This is a genomic window from Psychrobacter sp. Cmf 22.2 (genome assembly GCF_001921745.1).
In the GTDB taxonomy this organism is placed as follows: domain Bacteria; phylum Pseudomonadota; class Gammaproteobacteria; order Pseudomonadales; family Moraxellaceae; genus Psychrobacter.
Window position 1 is genome coordinate 922,205 of record NZ_MRYA01000001.1, and the last position, 26,178, is coordinate 948,382.

19 protein-coding genes are annotated in these 26,178 nt (G+C 43.0%); 11 read left to right on the forward strand and 8 right to left on the reverse strand.

Translation table 11 applies throughout. The features are described from left to right. Positions 1-125 precede the first annotated feature (125 nt). On the reverse strand, positions 126-1,844 hold the full coding sequence (locus tag BTV98_RS03790; RefSeq protein WP_058368069.1) for an acetyl-CoA C-acetyltransferase: 1,719 nt from the start codon (positions 1,842-1,844) through the stop codon (positions 126-128). 550 nt (positions 1,845-2,394) lie between these two features. Between BTV98_RS03790 and BTV98_RS03795 the strand changes: the two genes are divergently transcribed. From BTV98_RS03795 to BTV98_RS03810, 4 genes are all read left to right on the forward strand, one after another. Next, the gene (locus BTV98_RS03795; RefSeq protein ID WP_058368068.1) at positions 2,395-3,795 is read left to right on the forward strand and encodes a 3-oxoacyl-ACP reductase; all 1,401 of its coding nucleotides are present in this window, start codon (positions 2,395-2,397) and stop codon (positions 3,793-3,795) included. A 353-nt stretch (positions 3,796-4,148) separates the two neighbouring features. Further along, positions 4,149-5,063, forward strand: coding sequence for a MaoC family dehydratase (locus BTV98_RS03800; RefSeq protein ID WP_058368067.1), 915 nt, complete (start codon positions 4,149-4,151; stop codon positions 5,061-5,063). Between the two features lie 45 nt (positions 5,064-5,108). Beyond that, positions 5,109-5,630, forward strand: a complete 522-nt coding sequence (locus tag BTV98_RS03805) for a sulfur transferase domain-containing protein (RefSeq protein ID WP_143505608.1) — start codon at positions 5,109-5,111, stop codon at positions 5,628-5,630. A gap of 124 nt (positions 5,631-5,754) precedes the next feature. Beyond that, positions 5,755-7,140, forward strand: coding sequence for a serine hydrolase (locus BTV98_RS03810; protein ID WP_075102915.1), 1,386 nt, complete (start codon positions 5,755-5,757; stop codon positions 7,138-7,140). A 28-nt stretch (positions 7,141-7,168) separates the two neighbouring features. On the opposite strand, the gene BTV98_RS03815 is transcribed toward BTV98_RS03810, so the two are convergent. The 3 genes from BTV98_RS03815 to BTV98_RS03825 form a co-directional block, all read right to left on the reverse strand. After that, a complete protein-coding gene (locus BTV98_RS03815; protein WP_075102916.1) occupies positions 7,169-8,419 on the reverse strand; it encodes a sodium:proton antiporter in 1,251 nt (416 codons plus the stop codon). Positions 8,420-8,685: 266 nt separating this feature from the next. Continuing rightward, positions 8,686-10,596 carry a dihydroxy-acid dehydratase gene (gene ilvD / locus BTV98_RS03820; RefSeq protein WP_075102917.1) on the reverse strand — a complete coding sequence of 637 codons (1,911 nt, stop codon included), beginning with the start codon at positions 10,594-10,596 and terminating at the stop codon, positions 8,686-8,688. A gap of 197 nt (positions 10,597-10,793) precedes the next feature. Continuing rightward, a complete protein-coding gene (locus BTV98_RS03825) occupies positions 10,794-11,558 on the reverse strand; it encodes a hypothetical protein (RefSeq protein WP_075102918.1) in 765 nt (254 codons plus the stop codon). Positions 11,559-11,801: 243 nt separating this feature from the next. Between BTV98_RS03825 and BTV98_RS03830 the strand changes: the two genes are divergently transcribed. The 4 genes from BTV98_RS03830 (at position 11,802) to dusB (ending at position 18,054) form a co-directional block, all read left to right on the forward strand. After that, positions 11,802-12,245, forward strand: a complete 444-nt coding sequence (locus BTV98_RS03830) for an HIT family protein (RefSeq protein ID WP_075102919.1) — start codon at positions 11,802-11,804, stop codon at positions 12,243-12,245. A gap of 291 nt (positions 12,246-12,536) precedes the next feature. Further along, positions 12,537-14,582 carry a BCCT family transporter gene (locus tag BTV98_RS03835; RefSeq protein ID WP_058368062.1) on the forward strand — a complete coding sequence of 682 codons (2,046 nt, stop codon included), beginning with the start codon at positions 12,537-12,539 and terminating at the stop codon, positions 14,580-14,582. A gap of 255 nt (positions 14,583-14,837) precedes the next feature. Beyond that, the gene (locus BTV98_RS03840) at positions 14,838-16,880 is read left to right on the forward strand and encodes a BCCT family transporter (protein WP_058368061.1); all 2,043 of its coding nucleotides are present in this window, start codon (positions 14,838-14,840) and stop codon (positions 16,878-16,880) included. A gap of 136 nt (positions 16,881-17,016) precedes the next feature. Beyond that, positions 17,017-18,054 carry a tRNA dihydrouridine synthase DusB gene (gene dusB / locus BTV98_RS03845; protein ID WP_075102921.1) on the forward strand — a complete coding sequence of 346 codons (1,038 nt, stop codon included), beginning with the start codon at positions 17,017-17,019 and terminating at the stop codon, positions 18,052-18,054. A 56-nt stretch (positions 18,055-18,110) separates the two neighbouring features. Here the strand turns inward: dusB and BTV98_RS03850 are convergent, their stop codons facing one another. The 4 genes from BTV98_RS03850 to BTV98_RS03865 form a co-directional block, all read right to left on the reverse strand. Then, complete coding sequence (locus BTV98_RS03850; RefSeq protein WP_075102922.1) at positions 18,111-18,524, reverse strand: DUF1622 domain-containing protein; 414 nt, start codon at positions 18,522-18,524, stop codon at positions 18,111-18,113. A gap of 53 nt (positions 18,525-18,577) precedes the next feature. Continuing rightward, positions 18,578-19,045, reverse strand: a complete 468-nt coding sequence (locus tag BTV98_RS03855) for a hypothetical protein (protein WP_075102923.1) — start codon at positions 19,043-19,045, stop codon at positions 18,578-18,580. Between the two features lie 361 nt (positions 19,046-19,406). Further along, positions 19,407-19,937 (reverse strand): inorganic diphosphatase, encoded by a 531-nt coding sequence (locus BTV98_RS03860; RefSeq protein WP_075102924.1) that lies wholly within the window; start codon positions 19,935-19,937, stop codon positions 19,407-19,409. 242 nt (positions 19,938-20,179) lie between these two features. Continuing rightward, the gene (locus BTV98_RS03865) at positions 20,180-21,052 is read right to left on the reverse strand and encodes an octanoyltransferase (protein WP_075102999.1); all 873 of its coding nucleotides are present in this window, start codon (positions 21,050-21,052) and stop codon (positions 20,180-20,182) included. Between the two features lie 412 nt (positions 21,053-21,464). On the opposite strand from BTV98_RS03865, the gene BTV98_RS03870 reads away from it, so the two are divergent. From BTV98_RS03870 to BTV98_RS03880, 3 genes are all read left to right on the forward strand, one after another. Next, positions 21,465-22,823 (forward strand): coniferyl aldehyde dehydrogenase, encoded by a 1,359-nt coding sequence (locus BTV98_RS03870; RefSeq protein ID WP_256713832.1) that lies wholly within the window; start codon positions 21,465-21,467, stop codon positions 22,821-22,823. A gap of 342 nt (positions 22,824-23,165) precedes the next feature. After that, positions 23,166-25,109, forward strand: coding sequence for a glycine betaine ABC transporter substrate-binding protein (locus tag BTV98_RS03875; RefSeq protein WP_083606079.1), 1,944 nt, complete (start codon positions 23,166-23,168; stop codon positions 25,107-25,109). A gap of 105 nt (positions 25,110-25,214) precedes the next feature. Then, a complete protein-coding gene (locus BTV98_RS03880; RefSeq protein WP_075102926.1) occupies positions 25,215-26,162 on the forward strand; it encodes an ATP-binding cassette domain-containing protein in 948 nt (315 codons plus the stop codon). Positions 26,163-26,178 lie beyond the last annotated feature (16 nt).

Here is a 26,178-nt window from a genome sequence, read left to right on the forward strand (position 1 = left end):
TATCGCGCTAGCAGATTTGTCACTGCATTTAAAAATAAGGAAGCATAAAAAACACCCTCTAACCAATCGATTAAAGAGTGTCAAAAATTCAAAATATTTAAGCTATTTGTCTGATAAGCACCAGATTATTTTTCTAGGATACAAGTGACACCTTGACCGCCAGCTGCGCAAATAGAGATAAGCGCACGACCTGAGCCTTTTTGATCTAGTAGCTTAGCTGCTGTCGCAAGGATACGACCACCAGTTGCTGCAAACGGATGTCCAGCAGCAAGTGATGAACCATTCACATTTAGCTTACTACGATCAATAGAGCCCAACGGCGCCTCAAGTCCTAGGCGCTCTTGGCAAAATGTCTCATCTTCCCAAGCGGCAAGGGTCGATAACACTTGTGAAGCAAAGGCTTCATGAATCTCGTAAAAGTCAAAGTCTTGTAGAGTAAGACCAGCACGCTCAAGCATACGCGGTACTGCATAGGCCGGTGCCATCAATAAACCTTCTTTATTGCCAGATTTACCGATAAAGTCAACAGCCGCTGTTTCTTGGTGAACGATATAGGCTAAAGGCTTCAGACCATGTGCTTCTGCCCACTCATCATTGGCTAGCAGTACGCAAGAGGCACCGTCAGTTAGTGGCGTTGAGTTGGCCGCTGTCATGGTTGGGTTGGCGTTCTTTTTACCAAATACTGGTTTCAGCTTGCCCATCTTTTCAAGAGTAGAGTCTGGACGTAAGTTATTGTCACGAGTCAGACCTTTATATGGCGTGATAAGATCGTCAAAGAAGCCTTCATCGTAGGCGCGAGCCAAGTTTTTGTGGCTATTAAAGGCCAATTCGTCTTGGTCTTCACGGCTGATATTCCATTCAAGAGCAGTAATCGCTTGGTGTTCACCCATAGACAAGCCAGTACGTGGCTCACCGTTTTGTGGTGATTCAATTAAGTCTTTTGGGTTCAGACCCATCAGGGCTTGCAAGCGCTGTTTGTTGTTTCTTGCCGCTCCTAATTTTAAGATGACTTTACGTAGGCCATCGCCAACCGCGAGGGGTGCGTCTGAAGTCGTATCGACACCGCCCGTAATGGCTGAATCGATTACTCCTAAAGCAATTTTGTTTGCAGAGGCAAATGCAGATTGAAGGCCAGTGCCACAAGCTTGTGAGACATCATAAGTAGGTGTATGCGGGTCTAAAGCGGTATTTAAAGCAGCTTCACGAGTTAAGTTAAGATCGCGGCTAAGCTTTAAAACAGCGCCAGCGACCACTTCACCCACACGCTCATCTTGCAAGTTATAACGTTCGATAAGACCATTAAGTGCAGCGGTTAACATATCGATGTTACTAGCATCAGCATAAGGACCATTTGAGCGAGCAAATGGAATACGATTGCCTCCTAAAATGGCAACGCGATGTTGGCCTGAGCTTAGTTTGGTAGCGCGGCTCTTTTTAGAGGCAGTATTTGACTTGCTAGTCTTAGCCGCTATTTCATCAGTATTAGTATCAGTACGATCATCTGATTTTATGGACTGGCTTTGTGTATCGTCTTTACGTGTCTCGCTCGCTTCAGACTGCGCAGTCGTATCAAATACATTAGTGTCTTCAAGCTCACTGAGATCAGACTCATTAACTAAGTCTTCTTTAATTTTTGCTTTTTTCTGTGCCTGATCGTTTTCAGCATTGCCATCAGCATCAACAATATCAGTTGCTTCTTTTAGCTCAGCGATTGAGTCGTAATGAGCATTGTTCTGTTGGTCATCTTTGTTTGGTTGAGTATCTTTCTGTGTGCTATCCGCCGCTGGAGTGTTACCTTTAACAACCGTACTCTCGACGATAGGGCTATTTTTTTTGTTACTCATAAAGTTATCCTTAAAACGAGTGAATGTAGCAAATGATAAGGTAATAAAATATCGTGATAAACAAATTAGGTCATCAATATATAAGATGTTAGCCGTTTATCGTAATAATTTTTACCCTGTTATTGTATGTCTTTAGCAAGTCTGGTAACAGAGGCTCAGATTTACGTAAATGACAAATACATAGACTGAGCAGTATTGCTTATTAGTATTTGCCTAACTAGGCATCTGATAATATATTGTTATCAGTATTTGATTGAGTCATAACTTCTAGGTTTTATTTTAGCATATAAGTTTATTTTTCAAAGAAAGAGAAAGTAACTGCTGCGTTTGTAGGTCCGTCCGCTTATCCATGTTTATACCGTTGACTTTTGGACTTGTTTAGCTTAGGCGTGTATAGTTGTGTCAACTTTGAATTCACTTACTAAAGTCTCATTATTATTATCCGTGTTTGCGGAGATAATAAGCTTTTATAGTAAGGACGTTAAGATTAATGGACCCATCCGTTTTCATTCATTATTTATTGTTCTAATTTTAGATACAGGAGTATTTTATGTCAGACCGTTATGGTGATTTTGTTCAATCCTCGATTGGTAAAAAAGTGGCTAAAAACTTAGGTCTACCGTTACCAGTAAGTCTCGATCGTTTTGAGAGTGGTCAACGTCTTGTACGCGGTAGTGTGCTCGTTGGCTCAGCCGCTGGTGATGACAAGCGTGTTAGTGAGTCTATCGCTCGTATCTTGTCAGAGTTGCATGCTGAAGTGTTTGTTAATAGCAGAGACAGTATCAAAGATGCGCTTGCTGATGCAAACGTAGAAGCAAAAGCCAATACGGGCAGTGAAGATAATTTTAAGGTATTATTGTTTGATGCCAGCAATATCAGTAATGCAGATGAGCTCAAGCAAGTTTATGAGTTCTTTCATTTTGTAGCACGCCGCGTAGAGAAGTCAGGGCGCGTCATTATTATTGGTCGTCCACCTGAAGAAATCATCGATGTAGAGACAGCATTAGCCCAGCGTGCGCTCGAAGGTTTTGTTAAGTCGGTTGGTAAAGAGCTTAAACGCGGTATTACCGCTCAACTGATTTACGTTGCTGAAAACTCTGAAAGCAATCTGGATTCAACATTGCGCTTCTTTACCTCAGCGCGTTCAGCTTATGTCTCAGGTCAAGTAGTACGTGTGAGCATGGGTGATGCGGTTGAAGTCGATTGGACACAGCCGTTGGGTGGTAAGACCATGCTGGTTACGGGTGCGAGTCGCGGTATTGGTGAAGCGATCGCTCGCGTATTGGCTCGTGAGGGTGCGCATGTCATCTGCTTAGATGTACCACAGCAACAAGCTGATTTACAAAAGGTTGCAAGTGAGATTAGTGGATCGACTTTGATGGTTGATATCACCAGTGATGACGCTGGCGAGCAAATCGCTGAAGCTGCCAAAAAGCGTGGCGGTCTAGATTCTATCATTCATAATGCAGGGGTAACTCGTGATAAAACACTTGCCAAAATGGATGAAAAAAAGTGGGATATGGTCATCAATATCAATCTTACTAGTATCGCTAGGTTGAATCGTTATTTACTTGATAATGATGTACTAAAAGAAAATGCGCGCATTGTCTGTGTGTCTTCAATCTCAGGCATCGCAGGTAATCTCGGTCAGACCAACTATGCTACCTCCAAAGCTGGTGTCATTGGACTGGTAAATGCAACTGCTAAACAATTGACAGAAAATAACAAAGGCATGACGATTAATGCGGTCGCTCCAGGCTTCATTGAGACTCAGATGACCGAAGCAATCCCATTTGCTATTCGTGAAGCAGGTCGCCGTATGAACTCAATGAGTCAAGGTGGATTACCAGTCGATGTGGCTGAAACGATTGCATGGCTTGCCTCTCCTGCATCAGGTGGCTTAAACGGCAATATCGTACGTGTCTGTGGTCAAAGCTTGTTAGGTGCATAGTATTTATATGCACAACAGGTGTTTATCGTACTTAGAGATATAAATATATTGATGACTTTCTAAGTCGATGATATTACTAGTGATTTATTGTATACATCATTGTTACTTACGACAAATTTGCTAACTTATTGTAATAAAGCTGCCTATAGGTGGCTTTTTTATGTTAAAACCACAAGGCTTATAAGGTAAATTAAAAGTATTGTTTTTGATGGATATTTTTATATATGTCTTTAGTTTTGCTTATTTAGTAACTTTTTAGTTCTGTATTTTTGGGTTAAGATGTTGCAAAATAAGCGACTAAATAGCCAATGGATGTGCTAAAAATTCGCTTAAGCCTCAATCAGGATAGATTTATGTCAGATAAACACTATGATGCGTTGCCAAAAGCGCATACCACTTACGCTAATATCATAAAGAGCCTGTTGCCTATTGGTGACAACGCAAAAGTTGGCAAAGATGAGCTGCCGCAAGCGACCTACTATGTGGATGATCTGCACATCGATCAAAGTAATTTAGAAGATTACCGTAATATTTGCGGTTTTGCTGATGATGGAAAAATTCCAGTTACTTACTTTGCAGTACTCTCCCAAGCCTTACAAATGAACATGATGGTTAAAGAGCCGTTTCCTTTTGCGATGTTAGGGCTGGTGCATGTAGATAATAAGGTCACGCAGTATCGTCCTGTAGGCGAACGTGAGACAGTGGCTATGTCAGTGTCATTCGATAACTTACGTGACCATGCGCAGGGTCAACAGTTTGACTTTGTGACTACGGTCAAATCACAAGACGATGTCGTTTGGGAAGGGGTCTCGACTTATCTAGCCCGTGGTAAAAAACCCGACAGTAATGCAATTAGTAAAAACAAGCCGCGCGCGGTAACTGTTAAACCAATGGTCGATGAAGAAGGTACCCATGCGGTCTTTGAAGTGCCAGAAGATATCGGACGTCGTTACGCCTTTATATCTGGGGACTTTAATCTTATTCATTTACATCCTTTGTCGGCACGAGCTTTTGGATTTCCTAAAGCTATTGCTCATGGAATGTGGTCTAAGGCCAAATGTTTGGCAATGATGGGCGAATTACCTGATGCCTATACTGTTGAGGTATCATTCAAGCTACCTATCTTTTTGCCATCTGAGGTGGAGCTTATTGCCGAATCGGTGGCCAAGCTTGATACTACTAACGATCATTGTAACTTTGGCTTATATAGTGCCAAAAATGACAAGCCGCATCTTGCTGGTGTGGTGAAGCTAAATGAAACAGAGTAAGCAGTAAAAGCTTGTTTTTAACCTTTGTATTCAACTAACATATATATGACTATGACTTTAAATATAGACGCCCAATCTTCCACCGATGTAGATGCTGCTCCAGCATCAGTAGCTGATAATGGTATTAATCTCTCAAAGGTACTTGAGCCTTATTTTCGCCCTGACGAACAGACAATCGTTTGCGGTGCACTTGATGAATCCAGAGTAAAAGCTCTCGCCAATGCTGGGGTTGAGCTTGTCATTAACTTGCAGCCTGATGATGAACTTAGTTTTGATGAAGCAGAGGCAGTAACGCGCGCTGGCATGTATTATGAACAGCTACCTATAAGTGGCGCTCAAGATTTAAAGCAGCTTAACATCTTAGCGTTTGATAACATACTACGTCAGTATCATGGCAAAAAAACCGCATTGCATTGCGGGTCGGGAAATAGAGCAGGGGCAGCAATTGCCTTGCGTGCTGGCTGGTTACGTGGGCGTAAGATGGATACGGCTATGGCGCGAGGTCGCAGTCATGGATTGGCTGGTCTTGAGCAAGAAGTACATAACCGCCTACTAGTGCCGCGTTAATGTGTTAGTAGGGTTAGAAGTGTGTTTTTAGAAGGCGACCAGTGGGTGGCCTTTTTTATTGTTGTCTGATAAAACTATCTATCATCAAAAACCAAGTGATAATCAATAAGTGAGTGAAACGACAATGCAAGATACTACTAACAACTATGATCGAAGCGGTAGGATTGATACCAAAATACAGCAGCGCCTGCAACAATTGCTAACCGATCTACAGCTAGATGATGCCCCAGCAGGTGGATCACTGATCGTTTATCAAGCTGGCAAGTGTATTGCGCAGGCCAGCGTCGGTATGGCACAACCTGATATCTTATGGCAACCGGAAACTCTATCCCTAAATTTTTCAACAGGCAAAGGGATATTAGCAACGTTGGTTCATGTCTTAGTGTCACAAAAACTACTGAATTATGATACACCAATTGCCAACTATTGGCCTAAGTTTGCCTCTAATGACAAAGCTGATATCACTTTACGCTCATTAATGTCGCATCAAGCCAATTTGTTTTCGATCAACAGTATTGATGCTGATAGCGAAACCTTGCTCGACTGGGACAGTATGCTTGCTAAGGTCGCTGCAATGCCCATAACTTTGCCTGAGGATGCAACGCGATATGACAGTGCTTATAGTGCGCTGGTTTATGGCTGGATATTAGGAGGTGTTATAGAAGCGGTCACCGATATGACGTTGGCCGAAGCGTTACGTCATTATCTAACGGAGCCGCTAGGTATCACTAGTAGTTGCTATTTTGGTGTACCAAGCGATAAAGCAGATAAAGTGGCTATATTGGTAAAAGATTTTAAAACCCTTAAGCAAGATCATAGTGTAGAGCGTCCCCAGCTTCGTTCTCGTCGAAATAAGCCTGTATTAAAACCTGACTCTAAAAATACATTGCGTACCTATGCAAATCTGTCAATTTATAAATGCTGGAAGCAACATGCTATAAAACTTCAAACAACTAAAGAATATAGTAATGACGAAAGTATAGATGAATTGTCGATCTTAGATACCGCTCAGATCAACCGCTTATACCTTAATACAAGTCAGTTAAACTTAAAAAACTATAAGGCTGCACTCATACCGGCCAACAAGCAACCTATAGAGTACTATAATCGTCAAACGCTGCAGGCAGTTATTCCAGCCGCAAATGGTGTGGCTTCAGCCAAAGCCTTAGCGACCATCTATGCTATGTTGGCAAACGGTGGTAAATGGCAAGGGCAAACTCTAATCGATGAAGCAACATTCGAGCAGCTATCTACTCCGCAAGTCACAGGGATGGATGCAGTAATGCCTGCTCACATGCATTGGCGCTTGGGTTATCATCGTCTGTTTAGCGTTTGTGCTAATACTGAAGCGGGTTTTGGACACATGGGCTACAACGGCTCAGTCGCTTGGTGTGATCCTACTCGGCAGCTGTCTTTCGCTTTTGTACACAACTTTGATGTAACTATGCTAAATGATGTCCGCCAGTTTGCACTGACGGAAGCGGTATTAGATTTAATCAATACAGATTGAGCATACGAATTAAGATTACAAACTTGAACTATGAGCGTGGTTTATTTGCTGTCATTTTTAGTAATTTGGGCGCACTTAAACCATGCATAAAGATAGAGGATAAGATAACAATAGAGCATACCACCCAAAGCTTAAGCGCGTCTTCTTCCCCAAAAAATCCGTGATTAAGGGCATAAGACAAATAATATAAAGTACCAATGCCTCTAATACCAAGGGCAGATATTGCATATTTTTCTGTTCGAGGTAGGTTTAATCCTGTCAGTGCGATAATACCCCCTAGCGGACGGATGAGTAGTAAGAAGGTAAAGCTTACAATATAGACCCGCCATGTCAGCTCAACATCTGATTGCAACCCTTGTCCAATAAGTATGCCAAAAGCTACCAGTACTAAAGACATCAATAGACCTTCTGATTGCTCAGCGAAGTCATGCAGTTTTTCATGATAACTGTGTTCGTGCTCTGAGCGGCGAAAGGCAAAAGCGGCGATAAAGACAGCAATAAAACCATAACTGTGTATATACTCAGCCAAGCCATAAGCTAACAATGTCAATGCAATGACCACGTAACCTTGAGAGATGGTAGTCTCACGAGTATGCTTAGAAAACACCACTTTTGCCAAAGTCTTTCCAACGACTATACCGACCACTAAACCTGCACCAATCTTCCATAATACGTCATGTGTAAACCAAGTCCAGAGTAGCTCGCCTGAGAATCCTTGACCTTCACTATAAGCTTCAGCTATCTTGATGGCTAAATATACAAAGGGAAATGCCAAGCCATCATTGAGTCCGGCTTCTGATGTCAAGGTAAAACGCGGGGCATCTTCGCCCCCAGTATTAGGCGGTCCAACTTGAATGCTAGATGCCAATACAGGATCAGTAGGCGCAAGTACAGCCCCTAGTAAAATTGCTGCACCTATAGTCAGACCAAACGCGTAATAGCCTAAGACAGCCATTGCAAAAATACCAACAGGCATAGTAATAAGTAACAGCCGGGTAGTAGGGCGCCACAAACGCCAAGATAATGGCGTATCGATTTTGATACCTGCTCCAACCAGTGATACAAGTACCACAATCTCGGTGAGTTTCTCGATAATAACGCCATGTTCCATAGGGTCCAAAAATGACAAGGAGAGCCATAAATAGCCAATCACAATGCCAAAAGTAACTTGAAGCATGGGTAGAGATACAGGTAGAGGCTTAAATACGATAGGAAAAATGGCACCAAATAAAAAGGCGATGCCGCAGACTAATAAGAATAAATTATAATTTTCAATCATAAGGTTTGTGCATGCCGCTTGGTCCATTTAAAATATTTATGAGCTTTTAAATAGAAAGTTGATAATAGCTATCTCTAAAAGTTGTAAGGTGTAGGACGTAAATGTAATCTATAAAAGCGTTCAAAAACCTATAGTGACGAAAAAACGCAATGAGTTTCGCAAAAAATCGTTATCAAAACGACAGCTGCGTTGTTTTTTGGTGAAAAAAAGCCAGCATGAAAGCTGGCTTGATTTAAAAAATTAGTTCATTGCTCTGTAGTCTGTAGTTAGCGCTCCACTTGACTCACATCTCGTATCGCACCAGTGTCCGCACTGGTAGTCATAGCAGCATAAGCACGTAGGGCAGGCGTGACATAACGCTCACGACTTACAGGCTTCCATGCATCGCGGCCGCGTGCTTCCATCGCCTCACGACGTGCTGCTAAATCTGCATCGCTGACCTGCATATTGATGGTACGGTTTGGGATATCAATATGGATGGTATCGCCTTCTTCAACCAGACCAATCGCACCGCCTTCAGCAGCTTCTGGACTGGCGTGACCGATAGATAAGCCTGATGTACCACCAGAGAAACGACCATCAGTGAGTAGCGCACATTCTTTACCCAAGCCTTTTGACTTAAGATAGGTGGTTGGATAAAGCATCTCTTGCATGCCAGGACCCCCTTTTGGACCTTCGAAGCGGATAATGACCACGTCACCTGCTATGATTTGATCATCAAGCACGGCTGCTACGGCTGCATCTTGTGATTCAAAAATACGCGCACGACCAGTAAAGGTTAAGATGCTTTCATCGACGCCAGCAGTCTTGACCACGCAGCCACGCTCAGCGATATTGCCATAGAGTACGGCAAGGCCACCATCTTCTGAATAGGCATGCTTGACGCTACGAATACAGCCTGACTCACGGTTGACATCAAGGTTAGGCCACTCTTTTGACTGTGAAAACGCCTCAGTGGTACGTACGCCACCAGGTGCAGCAATGTAGCGGGCACGCGCCTCAGTATTATCAGGATTCATGATATCCCATTTATCAATGGCCTCTTTCATTGAGGAGCTATGGATAGTCGGTATATCGGTGGTAAGTAATCCTGCTCGATCAAGCTCAGCAAGTAATGCCATCACGCCGCCAGCACGGTGTACATCCTCCATATGATATTTTTGCGAAGCAGGGGCGACTTTAGAGAGACAAGGGACACCGCGACTCAAACGGTCGATATCAGCCATTTTAAAATCCACTTCTGCTTCATTTGCTGCAGCCAATAGATGCAAAATAGTATTGGTTGAGCCGCCCATCGCAATATCTAAGCTCATCGCATTTTCGAAGGCGGCTTTGGTCGCGATAGAGCGCGGCAATACAGAATCATCGTCCTGCTCATAGCGGCGTTTGGCCAAAGATACAATCGTGCGACCCGCTTCTAAGAACAACTCGCGGCGTAATGCATGGGTTGCTAATAAGGAGCCATTACCAGGCAATGATAGTCCCAAAGCTTCGGTCAAGCAGTTCATCGAGTTGGCAGTAAACATACCAGAGCATGAGCCACAAGTTGGGCACGCTGAGCTTTCAATAGCTAAGACATCTTCATCGCTAATGGTGTCATCAGCAGCATCCATCATCGCATCAACAAGGTCAAGCTTACGAATGGCATTGCCTTTACTATCAGTAGCATGTACGTCGCTGCCCCCATCATTATTGTGACTGTGAGCAACGGTACTAGCGACAACTTTACCCGCTTCCATTGGCCCGCCAGAGACAAACACCACAGGCACATTTAGGCGCATGGCAGCCATCAGCATGCCAGGGGTAATCTTATCGCAGTTGGAGATACAGACCAACGCATCAGCGCAGTGAGCATTAACCATGTATTCTACCGAGTCAGCGATGAGGTCACGACTTGGGAGCGAATACAACATACCGCTATGACCCATTGCGATACCATCATCGACGGCAATAGTATTAAACTCTTTTGCCACTCCGCCCGCTTTTTCGATCTCACGCGCTACCATTTGTCCAAGATCTTTTAAATGCACATGTCCAGGTACAAACTGCGTAAATGAGTTGGCAATAGCGATAATCGGTTTGCCAAAGTCGCCATCAGTCATGCCAGTGGCGCGCCATAGTGCGCGAGCACCTGCCATATTACGACCACCAGTAGAGGTTTTTGAGCGATAATCCATATGATATTCCTTACAAATAGGCGAGGCTCGTTAAAGATATAGCCTCAGCTTTAGCTTTAATGTTGATAGTGTGCTTTTTATACAAAGTGAATACTAGTGAATAATACTAAGAGGTTACCATACCATTAGATATGAATAACTAAAAACAATTCATGGGTCATGTGAAGGCGTCTCATACAAAAATTTGCGTCATATTCTTAGGCGATTCGTTCTAAAATAGCTGCTTCAAACCAAGGTAATTCTGCTTTATCCGCTTCTAATTTAGCAATAAGTGTTAAAGCATGAGTGGCCAACAGCTGTTGATAATCTGTGCTAGCATCAATAGTGTGAAGCGGCTCATCGCTTATGTTTTGCTCATCGATACTGACTAGAGTTTGGTTATCATTTTTATATAGAACATCCACACGGCCAAAAAACTGCCATTCTTTAAAAGCCGCTGCCATAGCATCGTCTGCGTCCTTGATGTATATCTGCTGCGTCGCTTTGCCCGTATTTGTCCAATGTAGGCGCACCGCTAATTGCAGAGCTTCGCTAAACACAACCAGCGAGCCAATCACTTTTACATGCCAAGGGCTGGTTATTAGCGCTTTATCAATACCGATGAGCTTAGCAGCCTCATCCGCTGTCATAGGTGTATTAAACTGAGCAAGTAGAGCGGGCGTTAATGGATGAGTCTGCTTGATCGCATCGTCTAAACTGTCGTAGTAATATAAAAACGCTAAAGGCTTATCTTGAGTGAGCGTTTTTTTACTAATTTTACAATTATGAATGCGCCAACTGATGGTTGTATCGGTTAGAGCGTCTGCCAAAATGATAGCATTTGGCGCGATAGTCTTTGTGACGGCACCGCTTTCTGATGACACTATATAATCTGACGATGCAGATGATAGTTTATCAGAGTTAGAAAATGTATCGGCATTAGAATTGGATAGTAACTGAGTAGGTAGGGTAGTCAAATTCATAAACCTAGCATTGGCAGAGTGAAGGCTTAATATAACATTTAAAGCACATATATCGCGAACAAAATAAGTGTTTAAACGATCGATATAGCGATTTAATATTTGATAAACACACCTTGTTATAAACGATAATAGTGAGAAGGTATCTTGTACTCAGACTCTATTTCGTCCACTATATATGACAGATGATAGGTAACCAGATAAGATGATGTATTAACCGCTAATGAATATTTAAGGAATAATATAATGAGTCAGGACAATCAGGTAGTCAAGTACGATGACAATAACATCTTTGCCAAAATGTTAAAAGGCGATATTCCGCACCATAAGGTGTATGAAGATGATAAAACTCTCGCCTTTATGGACATCATGCCGCAAGCAGAAGGTCATGTATTGGTCATACCTAAGCAAAAGGCCGTTGATTTGATGGATCTTGAGCCAGAATATGCTGCAGCTGTTTTGATGACTTCTAAAAAAGTCATGCAAGCGCAGCGTCAGGTCTTTGCACGTGAAGGTATTATTCAGATGCAGCTAAATGGCGCGCAAGCAGGTCAGACGGTGTTTCACTACCATGTGCACCTGATACCAGGGAATATACATGAATTGGGTATTCATGCTGCCAAGCAAGCCGATAGCGATGAGCTTGCCCATACTGCACAGCAACTGGCAGCAGCGATTTCAGATTCTTAATATAGTGCTATTTTTTTGGGTTATATAAATTAATTACATCGGATAAAGGCGTTAAGTCCTAGTAGACTTGTCATAAATATGAAAAGGTAGCTAACAAGCTACCTTTTTTATTGCTTGGTAATAGTCATGTAACAATCGTTAAATTAGTGTTACGAGCTATAAGTTCTTCTGGGGTTTGGTATGAGAGTGTGATAAAAAACATGCTTTATTGGGCGCGTTTATTCTACTTCACTTATACGAACGAGTTTTTCGTTCAATAAAAGTGCCTTTAATTTGAGGACAATGTCTTTTATGAGTAAATTACCTCGCTCCACTATTTTGTTGCCAGTATTTGTACCAGCTGCTGCCATCATGCTGCTATTGGTAATTGGCACCGCAATCAATCCAGAAGCTGCTGGCGAGTTATTTAGTTCAGTACTGGCGTTTACCACCGATACTTTCGGTTGGTTTTATATGTTGGCAGTCGCTATATTTTTGATGTTTATTATTGCTTTAGCCTTTTCGCCTTATGGCGGTATTAAGCTGGGTCCTGACCATGCGGAGGCTGAGTATAATTTTCTTGAATGGTTTGCCATGCTGTTCTCAGCAGGTTACGGCATTGCGTTGCTATTTTATGGTGTCGCTGAACCTGTGCTACATTTTGCCAGTCCGCCACTCTCAGAGCCTCAAACGATTGCTGCTGCTAAAGAGGCGATGCAGATTGCCTATTTTCATTGGGGATTCCACATTTGGGCGATATATGGCGTGGTAGGTTTGTCATTGGCATATTTCTCTTTTCGTCATGGGTTGCCATTGTCAGTGCGCTCAACGTTATATCCATTAATTGGTGACAAAATCCATGGGCCTATTGGGCATACGGTCGATGTGTTTGCAATTGTGGGTACTATGTTTGGTATTGCCACCAGTTTGGGTTTATCGGTAGCGCAAATCAATGCAGGTTTGAATTACTTATTGCCTAATATGGTGCCAGTAAGCACGACAGTGCAAGTCATTATTATCGCTTTGGTTACCGCAGCGGCCCTCGTCTCTGTACTGGCTGGAATGGACAAGGGTGTTAAACGGTTGTCTATTCTAAACATGGTCTTGGCAACAGCGCTGATGCTATTTGTATTTGTCGTCGGTCCATCAGTATTTATCTTAAACGCCTTTATGGAAAATACGGGCAGCTATTTGGGCAATATTGTTGAGCGTACTTTTAGTTTGCAAGCCTATCAATCTAGTGATTGGATTGGTAGTTGGACGTTATTTATCTTTGCTTGGACGATTGCATGGGCGCCATTTGTCGGTTTGTTTATTGCTAAGATTAGTCGTGGTCGTACCATTCGTGAGTTTGTACTGGGTGTGATGTTAGTACCAACGCTGTTTACATTCTTTTGGTTCTCGGTATTTGGTGATACCGCACTACATATGATTATGGTTGATGGTTACGATGCTTTGATTGGGGAGGTGCAGAATAACCAAGCGATAGCACTGTTTAAACTGTTAGAGAATTTGCCGTTTACACAGATAGTTTCATCATTGACCGTACTATTAATTATCACCTTTTTTGTGACGTCATCAGATTCAGGGTCGCTGGTCATTGACTCACTTGCTGCAGGTGGTCGCAGTGACACGCCGTGGTGGCAGCGTTCGTTTTGGGTGGTAACCGAAGGTGCAGTCGCGGCAGCGTTACTTATTGCTGGAGGTCTGAGCGCTCTACAAACTGCTGCTATCGTCAGCGCGCTACCTTTTGCAGTCATCATATTGATCTCTACATTTGGCATGTGGCGTGCGCTACGTATCGAGGGGCATCGCAACGCGAGCTTAGCCAATGACAATCATCTGCCACCGCATTTACTCAAACTAGATGCATGGCGTGACCGTATTGATTATATAACCCATCAACCAACGCGTGACAAGGTACTGGACTATATTAAAGGCACGGTTTTATCTTCAATGCATGAAGTTGCAGAGAAGTTTGAAGAGACAGGTTGGTTGCCTGATGTGAATTATGATGAGGTTAATGATCGTGCAGTGCTTGAATTAAGACGCGGCGAAAACGTTGAGTTTTGGTACGAGGTTCGTTTGTCCGAGCATGAGATTCCTGATTATTATACTGAAGATATGGCCAATACATTACCGCAAGAGCATCACCATCGTGCTGAGGTATATCTGCGCCGTGGTGGTCAAACCTATGATTTGTATGGTTATCAATCAGAATCGGTGATTAACGATATCATCGATCAGTTTGAGAAATATCTACACTTTGTTAATGTGTCGCCAGACATTCTGCCTTGGCGTATGCAAGAGCATGATGATGATATTACGCTTGAGCAAGGTAGTGTGTTTGATAAGTAAGTATCGAAACATCTGATTGTCACTAAAGGCAGCTAGATGGCTGCCTTTTTTGCTATAGAAAATGCCCTTTTCATTATAGTTTAAAAGCGCTATGGTTAACGCTATTTTAAACTATCGCTTACTGGGCTTATATATGAATGAATTGTCGACAAGCGTTATTTGTGCATACTAAAGACATATAAATACTTTAAAAAAACAGATGTTATATAAGCGTATCATACACCTATTCAAATTTATGATTTTTGAGAACCTTTTATGAGTAAGCTATCTCGTTCGACTATTTTGATGCCGGTATTTATACCGACCGCTGTGGTCATGGTATTGTTGGTGATCGGTGCTTCGGTCAATCCACAACTGGCAAGTGGTTTGTTTGCACAAGTGCTGGGCTTTACCACCGAGACTTTTGGTTGGTTTTATATGCTGGCCACAGCGCTGTTCTTGATGTTTATCGTGATTCTGGCGTTTTCGCCTTATGGCGGCATCAAGCTAGGACCTGACCATGGCACGGCGCAATATAATTTTATTGAATGGATCTCTATGCTGTTTTCGGCAGGATACGGTATCGCTTTATTGTTCTATGGCGTTGCTGAGCCTGTGATTCATTTTGCCACGCCGCCGCTGTCAGAGCCGCAAACGATTGCTGCAGCCAAAGAGGCGATGCAAATTGCGTATTTTCATTGGGGTTTTCATATTTGGGCCATTAACGGTGTGGTGGCACTCACTTTAGCTTATTTTGCTTTTCGACATGGTTTGCCTTTGTCGATGCGCTCGACGCTGTATCCGATAATCGGCGAAAAAATCCATGGCCCCATAGGTCATGCGGTTGATGTATTTGCTATTTTAGGCACTTTGTTTGGTCTGGCAACCAGTTTGGGTATCTCTGTCTCGCAAATTAACACAGGCTTGAACTACTTGGTGCCGAGTATTCCAGTTAATACCACCGTACAGGTTATTGCAATCACCGTAATAACAGGCTTGGCACTGATATCAGTATTGGCGGGTATGGATAAGGGCGTAAAACGCCTGTCTATCTTAAATATGACACTCGCAACCTCTCTGATGCTGTTTGTATTTATCGTCGGTCCTTCAGTATTTATTCTAAATGCCTTTATGGAGAACACAGGCAGCTATTTGGGCAATATCGTTGAACGTACCTTTAGTTTGCAAGCCTATCAGCAAGGCGATTGGATCACCAGTTGGACGTTGTTTATCTTTGCATGGACGATTTCATGGTCACCGTTTGTCGGTATCTTTATTGCCAAGATTAGCCGCGGGCGTACCATTCGTGAGTTTATCGCCGGTATAATGCTAGTACCGACTATTTTTACCTTCTTTTGGTTTGCCGTGTTCGGTGATACGGCGCTAAACATGATTATGGTACAAGGCTATGAGTCCCTCATTAGTGAAGTACAGAATAACCAAGCTATCGCTTTATTTAAGCTGCTTGAAAACCTACCATTTACTCAAGTGGTATCTGGTCTAGCAGTCGTACTTATTATTACCTTTTTTATCACTTCTTCTGACTCTGGATCGTTAGTGATTGACTCGCTAGCTGCAGGGGGGCGTAGTGACACGCCAGCATGGCAGCGTACGTTTTGGGTGGTAATATTGGGTGTTGTCGCTTCGGTACTGCTGCTGGCAGGTGGGTTACAAGCTCTGCAAACGGCAGCCATCGTCAGTGCCTTACCGTTTACGATGATTATCTTGATTGCGATGTTTGGTATGTGGCGGGCGCTGCGTATTGAAGGTCACCGTGATGAAAGCTTGGCAAATGAAAACCGTTTGCCGCCACATCTGCTTAAGCTTGAGTCATGGCGCAATCGGATTGATTACATTACTGAACAACCCAGCCGTGAAGATGTTTTGAACTATATTAAAGGGACGGTCATGTCATCGATGAAGGAGGTGGCAGAGAAGTTTAAGGAAACGGGTTGGCATCCTGAAGTCAATTATGATGACACCAATAACCGGGCGGTATTAGAGCTACAGTATGGCGATGATGTAGAGTTTTGGTATGAAGTGCGATTGACGCACCAAGACATACCTGTTTATTATAAGGACAGAGTCAGCAGTGAGATATCGCAAGAACACTATTACCGTGCCAAGGTCCATTTGCGCCGCGGTGGTCAGGTTTATGACTTGTACGGTTATCAATCAGAGTCGGTGATTAACGATATCATCGATCAGTTTGAAAAATATCTATACTTCTTAGAAGAGTCGCCGAACAGCCTACCATGGCGTATGCAGGAGCATGATGACGATATCACGCTTGAGCAGGGTAGTGTGTTTGATAAGTAGCATGTTTGATAAATAGTTGGTTTCATTATTAAAACTGAGTATTAGTTGTTGCAAGTTATTCGCTTGAATGGCTTGCATTAAAATCCAGAACCCTTAGAATAACGGCTTGTTTTTACCGTTAATCAAGCCGTTTTTTATGTCTATAAATAATCTAACTCATTCTGAATCGGTCGTACAACCTATCAGCGATCATCCATTGTTGCAGCCGCTTAATATTGGCGGTCTGACGATTGAAAATCGTCTGATGGTCGCACCAATGGCAGGCGTGACGGATAATCCTTTTCGCAGGTTGTGTAAGTCATTTGGCGCAGGTCATGCAGTTAGCGAGATGATTATCGCTGATACGGCGCTTTATGCTCGCAAAAAATCACTCTATCGGGCTAATTTTGACAATGAAATCGCGCCAATTTCTGCTCAAATAGCAGGGGCTGAGCCGGATAAACTTGCCGAGGCGGCGCGTTATCAGATTGATAATGGCGCACAGATCATCGATATCAATATGGGCTGTCCTGCCAAAAAAGTTTGTCGCAAGCTGGCAGGTTCGGCATTGCTGCAAGACGAAGATTTGGTTGCGCATTTGCTTGATGCTGCGGTAGGCGCAGTCGATGCCCCTGTCACCTTAAAGACGCGTTTGGGGTTTGAGAATGGACGAGAAAATATCTTGCGGGTGGCAAAGCGAGCAGAGCAAGCGGGGATCGCAGCGATTGCTATTCACGGGCGCACGCGTGAGGACATGTATACAGGCACAGCACGTTATGAGCTGATACGAGAAGTCAAAGAGAGTATCAGTATTCCAGTCATTGCCAATGGCGATATTGATAGCGCGCAAAAAGCCCAGCAGGTCTATGAGATGACAGGGTGCGATGCGGTGATGATAGGACGCGCTGCCCAAGGGCAGCCGTGGTTATTTCGGGATATTGAGCATTTTTTGCGTACCGGTGAAAGCCTTGATGCCCCAAGTATCGGCGAGATAAAAGACATCGTACTGGCGCATCTACAAGAATTATATGATTTTTATGGTGAATACTCAGGTTGCCGTATTGCCCGTAAGCACATCGCTTGGTACACCACAGGTATTCCTAACTCTAATGCCTTTCGTCAAGCAATGTATGGTGAGGAAAGTACCGCTGGGCAGTTTCGCGTGGTCGAAGATTTTTTGCAAACGCATGAATGACTTAAATAAATGTCATACCAATAGCATTATTTATAATGCGCATTTTGAGTCTGAGCTTAAGGGTCTAAATCTGAGTTTGATTTATCAAAATTGTCATTATAAAGTTTTTGATTCACTCGCTGTGTCCCCTGCGGTGATTTTTCTTTTTGCCACGGGAAGCGTCCTTCTAGTTCGACTTGTAGTGATAAGCTCAAAAAAGTTCGAATGAGTACAATAAAACCTAAGACTAAAACGCCGCGTAACGTCGGCTCTGTGACCACGGTTGCCATAATGTCGGCAGCGATGAGCACCTCTAAGCCTAATAAAATAGACTTACCAACGGTCTGTCTAATCTCGACATAGGTATCATGATTGAAGCCATTGGTTAATCGTATGCCGCGATAAAACGCAAAGAACAAGCCAAAAAACATAATAAGTACACCAATGATTTCAACTACCTTGGCAATCAAATCGATATAATGGGCTAGCATTTCTATCAAAATATATCCTTATTATCAAAAATCTTAGTTAAGTAAAGAACTAGTTAACCAAAGACCCGCCATAATATCCAAAACAATCCTGCCATGATGGCTGCAATCACTAAAAGCCGCTTAGCCAAATAAGGGATGAGCGGTTTTTTATAGCCTATATCATCCAATTTACTATCGACGCCTCTTTGTAAGCTTTTAAAACCTTGTTCAGATTTCGTTGTTTTGACGCGGTGCTTGACAAGCGTTTCAGTCGTGGTCTCTACCTCTGGTTCTCTATCGAAACTTAAAGCTTCATTTGGGATGCCTTGTCTATTGGCAATTGTAGTTAGGTTTTGATGTTGTTTATTCTTAATCTCGGTCTCATAGGCGTCAACACGTAATTTTGCTGCGTCCATGCTGATGTTTTCGTCTTGAGCCAACGTCTTGATGGCCATCACTAGATTGCCTTTTTCGACCATCATACCAATAGACTTGGGTAGCTTTGCACTGACAGGTTTTGAGTTTGAGTCGGAGTTAAACATGATGGTCCTTGCTATTTGATGACATTAGAGCGCTTGTTAAGAATGCCAACTATTATAGCAATGTTATCTCTATAAAATTATTGTTCGATGGTATCGTTAATACTAAATTAAATGGATACACCAGATTATGACGCGAGACTGGGAAAAAAATTTCTTGCGTGCTGTGTCTACGCTGACAGAGACTGCGCAAAACTTGTCCCAGTCTTACTGACTCTCTTTTATATTGGCATGACAAGTAAGGCAAACCCTTTATAACTTGATAGTTTTCCAATATGACCTAGATTTACACAAAAAAATACCGCCGTCATAAGGATGATTGCGGTATTTCAAATAATGCTTACTTATCACCTAAAGCGATAGTTTACATATCTTTCCAGCGCTGGATAGATTCTTTGATGACTTCTTTCGCTTCGCCAACATCACCCCATGATTCGACCACGGTAGTACCTGCTTTTTTCAGATCTTTATAGTGGCTAAAGTGGAAGTGTAATTGCTTGATGAGCTGTTCTGGCAGATCTTCTAAGCTGTTATAAGCGTTACCGTTGTTACGATCATCAGCTGGTACGACGACGATTTTATCATCCACTTCGCCATCATCAACGAACTTCATCACACCGATAACTTTGGCTTTTAAGAAAATACCAGTCGTTAATGGCTGTTCAGTAATGATTAGCGCGTCAAGCTCATCGCCATCTTCATCAAGGGTTTGCGGGATAAAACCATAGTTGCAAGGTTTGGCAAAAATTTGTGGATCAATACGATCAAGCTCGAATACAGCCAATTCGCGATTCCACTCGATTTTGTGACTGCTGCCAGTCGGGATTTCGACTACGACATTAATAATGCCGCCATCAACATCGCCTGCGTCTAAGATTTTATTGAAATCTGCCATAAAATACTCCTATCTGCTCTTGTTATAAATGCTTGATTGGCTAAAAATGTTTACAGGATGATATGCGGCGTAGGATGTGTATCGCTGCGCCTCATCTGTGCCGCCTGCGAGTATAGCAAGTTTGACTTAAATTTTCTTGTTAAGCTTAAGTCTAAGAAGGCACGATATTATGCAAAATAAGACTCAATACTTTAGATTGGCATAAAATAATTAATATTTAATATAAAGTAGTAAGGCATCTGCTATTTATAAGAAGCAATCGGGCGCAAATCGATCAAACCAGCATGACGTTTGGCGACATTATCGATAAACTTTTGGGTAATTTGCTCATAACTCAATGCTGCGCCTATTTGCTGGTCTCGCTTTGCATCATTATTCATTGTCACAAAATCCGCTAATCGCAGCATTTGCATACCAGCATAACCGCAAGGATTGATTGCATTAAACGCTGACAAGTCACAATCTAAATTAAGCGCAATGCCGTGATAGCTAAAACCGTGTTTAATCTTAAAACCTAGTGAAGCGACTTTTCCTAGCATGATGGCATCTTCTGCTGACGAGATGGGTTGATGGTTTTTATCATCAGTATCTCTATTATGAGTATGAGACAGATCAGCATATAGATAGACACCTGGAGCATCGCGACGCGGATGAGCGCTAATAGTGCTACTAACATCGTTACTCTCCGATGGCGGCAGGCTTTTTAGACAGTCGTTGACGACATCTTCTATCGCTTGCTCAGCATGTGATACCAGATTACGCACACTCCAGCTAAGACTGTGTAAGTCAAATAGCCAGTACACTACCAGTTGTCCATGGCCATGCCACGTCACCTGCCCACCGCGATCGGTCTTGATAATGGGTGTGTCCGTATGCTGTAAGATATGTTCTTCTTTACCTGCCTGACCTAGGGTATAGACATCATTATGATCGACTATCCATAACTCATCAGGCGTACGTAAGCTTTGCTCTTTTTTTAAATTGATGCGCTCAAGTGTGCGCTCAAGCATGGCATCGTGAGTGGCATTATAGTCTGCAGAAGATAACGACTTACTGACGAGCATATCGCTTATTCGTGAAGTTTGTTGCGATGTTTCTTGTGAGGTTGCTTGCATGGTTTCTATAGTGGAATTTTTCATGAGAGTCAGCTTCTTATTGTCGTATGAGCAATTTGCTTAGGATAAATAATGTTACTAGCGAGTTTAGCAGTTTTTGCTATTATCACCCAACCTATAGGTGAATGCCTCTTTCATAAATAGGTAAATATGGACAAATGCTACTTTAATAGACAGTTTATGCAAACCTGCCAGTATGTGAATCGACCTTTTCATTCCTTACTCGATACGCTACATTAAATAGCAACTGGCTAGGGTGCGTTCACTTTAGCGTGTATGACAAGGAAGAAACATGATAGATCATGACCAGACTATAGACGACCAAGCTATAACCAATCAAACAACAACTGGCTCTAACAAGCCGCTGAGCACTATTACGACGATAGAGCAATTACAAAAAAAGTTTTCGCGCATGCAAACCCTAAGCCGTCATCAGCCTATTACTGATTGGGCCACGCGTGAGAGTCAGTTAGACAATCTAGAAGCGTTACTAAGCGATAATCAAAAAAACTTAGCTAGGGCTATCAGTGCAGACTTCGGTCATCGTAGCGAGTCAGAGACGCAGTTTGCAGAGCTTTTCCCAAGCTTTACTGGTATCAGTCATGCCAAAAAACATGGCAAAGCATGGATGAAAACCCGCCGCGTTTCTATCTCAGCATTATATATGCCTGCACATAATGAGATTCAGCCGCAGCCATTAGGTGTGGTCGGTATTATGGTGCCATGGAATTACCCATTATATTTGGCAATAGGACCGATGATTGATGCCTTGACTGCTGGCAATCGGGTAATGATTAAAATGAGTGAGGCTGCACCAAAATTCGCTGAGGCGTTTGCTAAAGCTGTCGCGCATTATTTTTCACCAGATATGGTCTGTGTAGTACTGGGAGAGGTCGATATTGCGGAAGCTTTTAGTAAGCTGCCGTTTGATCATCTGCTTTATACTGGCTCTACTGCGGTCGGCAAAAAAGTCATGGCAGCAGCCGCACCGAACTTAACGCCAGTAACACTTGAGCTGGGCGGTAAGTCGCCAGTCATCGTACTCGATGATGTGAATTTAGAGAATGCAGTCAATCGAGTAATGATGGGTAAGACCCTAAACGCCGGTCAAACTTGCATTGCGCCTGATTATGTATTGATTCAGCGTCAATATCACGAGCGCTTTATCAGCTTAGCAAAAGAGTGGATGCAAAAACATTATCCTAATATTGGTAACAATCAAGACTATAGTCACATTATTAATGACGACCAGTTTAAGCGTGTAGCAGGTTATCTACAAAAACTGCCAGAAGATCGTGTGCAGCCGCTTACTGATGTTGAGGCAAGTCTCGAGACGCGCTTGATGCCTCCGGTTGTCGTCACTGATCCTGAGACGGACAGTGACGTGATGCAAGAGGAGATTTTTGCACCGATTCTGCCATTGATGGATTATGAAACGCTTGATGATGCCATTCGTTTTATTAACGAGCGTCCTCGTCCATTAGCATTATACGTATTTGGTAACAACGAGCGCGATGTGGAAAAAGTACGCACGCATACGGTATCGGGCGGTGTTTGTATTAACGAGGTCATCTTACATGTTGCCCAGCATGATATGCCATTTGGCGGAGTAGGTCACTCAGGTATGGGTGCTTATCACGGTAAAGCAGGGTTTGAGCGCTTAAGTCATATGAAGCCTGTCTTTGTACAATCAAAACTTAATGGTATGAATTTGTTGTTGCCGCCTTATGGTGAGCTATTTAAAAAAGGTATGGCTCTGCTGTTAAAGTAGTTAATATTTAAACTTAATTATTTAAAGTATCAAAGCGTCTATTAGCATAGGCGCTATTTTTTTATTTGAAATATAGTCAGTTTTTAAAAAAAGAGCTAAAACCATTAGCATGTACTACCAAAATAAGCTTTTTTTGGTCAAAAAAAGCATTAATGATGAATAAGTAAGCGTTTGTCATCAATACTATAAATCGCTACACTTCGTAATATTACTAGACGGTAGTTGTGGTAAATTTATATTTCTGATTAGAAACAAGCTTTGGTTTTAATAATGAGCGTCTACCCAATTGACTGGTAAATCATTAATAATAACTCGCTAAAATAACGATAAATAGGACATAACATGCGCCAATGGATTGCGTTAAGTTTACTTTGTATGAGCGCGTTGTTACTGCCAATATCGGCGTCAGCAGCCTGCCAATCACCTATCAAATTTGGCGCACTAACATGGGAGAGCGGTCAGTTTATCTCTGGTGTGCTGAAGTACATCACTGAAGATGGCTATGACTGTACAATTGAAGAAGTGCCAGGAGCAGGGCCTGCGCTCGAGACGGCATTGTCACAGAACGACATCCAAGTCATTGGTGAGCAATGGGTTGGACGCTCGCCAATTATGGAACAAGCCATTGAACAAAACAAAGTAGCAGTCATTGGCGATACACTCAAGGGCGGCGCAACCCAAGGTTGGTATGTTCCTAAATATGTCCTAGAAGAAAACCCAGGTCTACGCAGTTATCAAGATTTGCCTAAGTATGCTGAGCTATTTCCAGACCCTGAAGAACCTGGTAAGTCACGTTTTATGAACTGTCCATCGGGCTGGGCATGCGAGGTTTTTAATACTCGTTTGCTTAAGAATACGGGTTTGGATAGTGTTTTTAACAATGCCCATCCCGGAACCGGTGCTGCTCTCGATGCCGAGATTGCCTCTGCATTTGAGCAGCACAAACCGCTACTATTTTATTACTGGCAGCCTACGGGTTTGATGGCAAAATATGACTTTGCGTCATTAGAGTTCCCTGCTCATGATGACGCTTGTTGGCAAGATTTGTTACGAGCTGATGGTACAGCTGATTGTGTGTCTGGCTTTCCGGTATCACCTTTAGGTATTGCAGTATCGACGCCTTTTATTGAGTCTAATCCCGAGCTGGCTGAGGTATATAAACGTATTCAGTTTACCCCTGATGAGCTTAATGGCGCTATCTTAGAGATGAGTGAGACTAAGCGTAGTGGGGATGAGCAAGCGTTAGCGTTTTTACGTGATAATCCAAATGTTTGGCAAGAGTGGTTGTCTGATGAAGCAGCTAAGCGTCTAGCTGCTAAGTTAGGTATAAGCTTAACAGGCGCGGCTGTTGCTAATACTGGTGTTGCTAACAATAGTACAGGCAGTGACAATCAATCAGGTCTAGCATCAAGCTTTCCTTCGTGGTCACTTGAGACTCCGCTGAATAATACCTTGGCAAACGTTGTTCAAAACTATGGTGATGTGTTTCGTACCATCAGTACGATGGCGCTGACCTACTTGTTGCTCCCTATCGAACGTCTGTTGACCATTATTCCACCATGGATCATTATCGCGCTCGTGACGATACTGGGATGGTTTGGTGTCCGCAAAATATGGTTTGCCTTGGCCTGCGGTGCGGGGCTATTTTTGATTGGTGCTTTTGGTCTGTGGGGCGCGCTCATCGATACCTTAGCGCTACTGATTGTATCGGTACTGGTTACGGTGGTGATTGGTATTCCAATTGGTATTGCGATGTCAGGTAGTAAGATTCTGCGCAAAGTTGTGACTCCTGTACTAGATGTTATGCAGACCATGCCAAGTTTTGTTTATCTCATTCCAGTGCTGATGCTGTTCGGTATCGGCAAAGTGCCTGCGCTATTTGCTACGGTCATTTATGCACTGCCGCCACTGATTCGCTTGACGACTTTGGGTATCACCCAAGTCAATCACGAGATGATAGAGGCAGGACGCTCATTTGGTAGTACTCATTTGCAGCTGCTTGTCTGGATTAAGTTGCCCCAAGCACTGCCTAGTATCATGGCGGGGATTAACCAAGCAGTGATGATGTCGCTTGCTATGGTAGTACTAGCTTCCATGATTGGTGCACCAGGTCTTGGCGAAGATGTCTTGCAATCTATCCAAACGCTCAATATCGGCCAAGGCTTGCAAGCAGGTACCGCTATTGTCATTGTTGCTATTATTATCGACCGTATTACTCAAGCATTTGGTCAAGGTAAGCGGGCGCGTCAAAAAACTATTGACGCAGGTAAACGCCCGATTGGTTAGGAGTTTGCTTGGCGTTAAGGTGAACATAACCAGTTAAAAATTGAGTGTAACAAACAGCAAAAATGACAGTAACGACAATAATAAATACCAACAGCGAGAGCAATGATGAATCATATCCAATTAGAGAATATCAGCAAGATTTACAATGCCAATAGTACGCAAGCGCAGTCTGTATTGACGTTATTGGCTGAGGGTATGGACAGCATTAAGGTGAAAGAGCAAACCGGCTATTCGGTTGGGCTATATGATATTAATCTAAACGTTAAAGCGGGTGAGCTGCATTGTATTATGGGATTGTCAGGCTCTGGCAAATCGACATTGATACGTCATATTAACCGCTTAATCGATCCAACCAGTGGCAAAATATGGGTAGATACTTCTATCAATACAAAAAATATTAATGCAAAAAACCCTGCTAATATCAAAAAACCTAACAATGATATTCAGTCAACTGCAACGACTACTGACATCAATAAAGCACCAGTGGGAAACGAAAAGTCATCTTCTGCGATTAATGTATTAGAGCTTGATGATAAAGGGTTGCAGCACTATCGCCAGCAAACCGTTAGCATGGTGTTCCAGCATTTTGGCTTGGTGCCTCATATGACCGTCATGCAAAACGTCGCTTATGGTTTGCGTGTCCGTAAAATGAGTGTAAGCGAGCGTCATGAGGTTGCTCGGCACTGGCTTAATGAAGTTGGACTGCCAAATTTAGAGCACAGCTATCCTGATGAGTTGTCAGGTGGTATGCAGCAGCGTGTTGGGCTGGCGCGCGCGCTGGCAACGGACAATCCTATTTTGCTAATGGATGAAGCATTTTCTGCGCTTGATCCACTTATCCGTGCTCAATTGCAGGATCAGCTGCTTGAGCTACAAAAACGGCTAAATAAGACCATTGTCTTTATCACGCATGATATCGACGAAGCAGTAAAAGTCGGTCAACGTATTAGTATCTTAAATGGGGGGCGTCTAGTGCAAACGGGTACACCTCATGACTTACGCCACAATCCAGCCGACGACTATGTCGCCCAGTTTATGAGTGCTAAAGCCTAGAGCAGGTTAAACATTT